The sequence below is a fragment of the Roseinatronobacter ekhonensis genome (genome assembly GCF_900499075.1).
GTDB classification, from domain to species: domain Bacteria; phylum Pseudomonadota; class Alphaproteobacteria; order Rhodobacterales; family Rhodobacteraceae; genus Roseinatronobacter; species Roseinatronobacter ekhonensis.
The window spans coordinates 1-1,799 of the sequence record NZ_UIHC01000145.1; the positions used below are offsets into that span (position 1 = coordinate 1).

Consider the following 1,799-nt stretch of genomic DNA (forward strand, 5'->3'; position numbering starts at 1 on the left):
GCTCGGACGAGGCGATCAAGGCGTTCCGCAACACGATCCTCGGCGAGACATGGGTCGAGAGCGGCGAGGCGCCCGACTGGCAACGGCTGGCGGATCGCCGCGAGGCATGGAAACCGGGCACCGTGCCGGCGGGCGGCCTGTTCCTGACCGCCGGCGCCGACGTGCAGAAGGACCGCATCGAGGTCGATGTCTGGGCCTGGGGCCGCGGGCTGGAAAGCTGGCTCGTCGATCATGTCGTCATCGAGGGCGGGCCCGGCGATCCGGCCTGCTGGCAGCAGCTCACGGATCTGCTGGGGCGCACATGGACGTATGCCTCCGGCGAGCATCTGGCGATCGCGCGTCTTGCGATCGACACGGGCTACGAGACCAGCGCGGTCTATGGCTGGGCGCGGCAGGTCGGCTTCGCGCAGGTGGCACCCGTGAAGGGGCTCGACGGGTTCAATCGGTCGAGCCCGGTGACAGGCCCCACCTATGTTGACGCGACCGTCGCGGGCAAGCGCCTGCGCCGCGGCGCGCGGCTGTGGAGCGTGGCGACCTCGACCTTCAAGGCCGAGACCTACCGCTTTCTGCGCCAGGACCGACCGGCGGAGGAAGAGATCGCCGCCGGTGCACCGTTTCCGCCCGGAACGGTGCATTTGCCGTCCTGGGCGGACAGCGAATGGCTGAAGCAGCTGGCCGCCGAGCAGCTGGTCACGGTGAAGGGCAAGCGCGGCTTCACGAAGCTCGAATGGCAGAAGCTTCGGGAGCGCAACGAGGCGCTGGACTGCCGGGTCTACGCCAGGGCCGCCGCGTGGATCGCCGGGGCCGACCGGTGGTCTGAGGCCCGCTGGGCCGATCTGGAGACGCAACTCGGCATCGAACAGCGGAGCGATCCTAATGGGGTGACGGGCTCCGAACCGCCCGCTGGCAAGCGGAGCACGCTGCGGCGGCGGACCGTCCGCTCGAGTTACATGGAGTGATCAGTGGGCCTTCTTTTCCCCGCGACTACGATGGCCGGCACGCACCCTGCGCCGGAACTCGGCGAGCATGGCCAGGTCGAACTCGATCTCCCGGCGGTCGATGTCCTCAGGGTCAAAGGCGCCTCCGACCCATTCCAGCAAGAACGCATGTTCGGGATGTTTCGGGTCGGCGATCGCATCGAGGAAGTTCATGAACCCGGGCAGACCGCCCACATCTTCGGGCGGTGCGCGGCGTCCGCCCTCGACGAACACCGGATAATCTTTGTCTGGATCACCGTCGCGGACGTGCTCCACACGGATGCTGTGCCGCCAGTCGTCACCGAAATCGTAGACATAGGTGAATTGGTCGATTCCCCGATCCATCACCTGATTCAGCCGGGTTCCCTTGGCCTTGTAGACCCGGCCGGACGCGCTCTCCAATCCGGGGAGCGGGTCGCCATAGGCGCGGTCGCCCACGCGAAACTCGTAGAGATGCGCATGGTCCCACCGCATCACGGCCTGAAGGATGTCGTGCAATGTCGACAGGGTGATCGCAGCCGCCACGTCAACCCGCCGCCAGATACGCGGGGTGATGTCCTCGAGTTCGATCATCAGACGGGCGACGGGCTCCGACATGGGTCCTCCGGGCGGCAGCTTTGTCCCAACCATAGAAGGCGCGCGTGATGCCGACAATTACCGACCTGCGCAGCCGCCGCGACGCGCTCTCGGCGCAGCGCTCCTCCGGCGTGGCGCGGGTCAGCTATGACGGCAAGACCGTCGAGTATCGCAGCGTGGTCGAGATCGACCGCGCCATCGAGGCGCTGGACCGCGAGATCGCCGCGGCCGAGGGCCGGCGGATCG

At 67.7% G+C, this 1,799-nt stretch carries 3 protein-coding genes; 2 read left to right on the forward strand and 1 reads right to left on the reverse strand.

Translation table 11 applies throughout. The features are described 5' to 3' along the window. The coding region (locus tag ROE7235_RS19470) for a terminase gpA endonuclease subunit (RefSeq protein WP_183073602.1) at positions 1 to 959 on the forward strand (959 nt) is incomplete at its 5' end. Here ROE7235_RS19470 and ROE7235_RS19475 read toward each other — a convergent pair. After that, complete coding sequence (locus tag ROE7235_RS19475; RefSeq protein WP_085881036.1) at positions 960 to 1,574, reverse strand: plasmid pRiA4b ORF-3 family protein; 615 nt, start codon at positions 1,572 to 1,574, stop codon at positions 960 to 962. It abuts the gene before it with no gap. A 47-nt stretch (positions 1,575 to 1,621) separates the two neighbouring features. Between ROE7235_RS19475 and ROE7235_RS21065 the strand changes: the two genes are divergently transcribed. Continuing rightward, on the forward strand, positions 1,622 to 1,799 hold a 178-nt coding region (locus tag ROE7235_RS21065), incomplete at its 3' end, for a phage head-tail joining protein (RefSeq protein WP_121097693.1).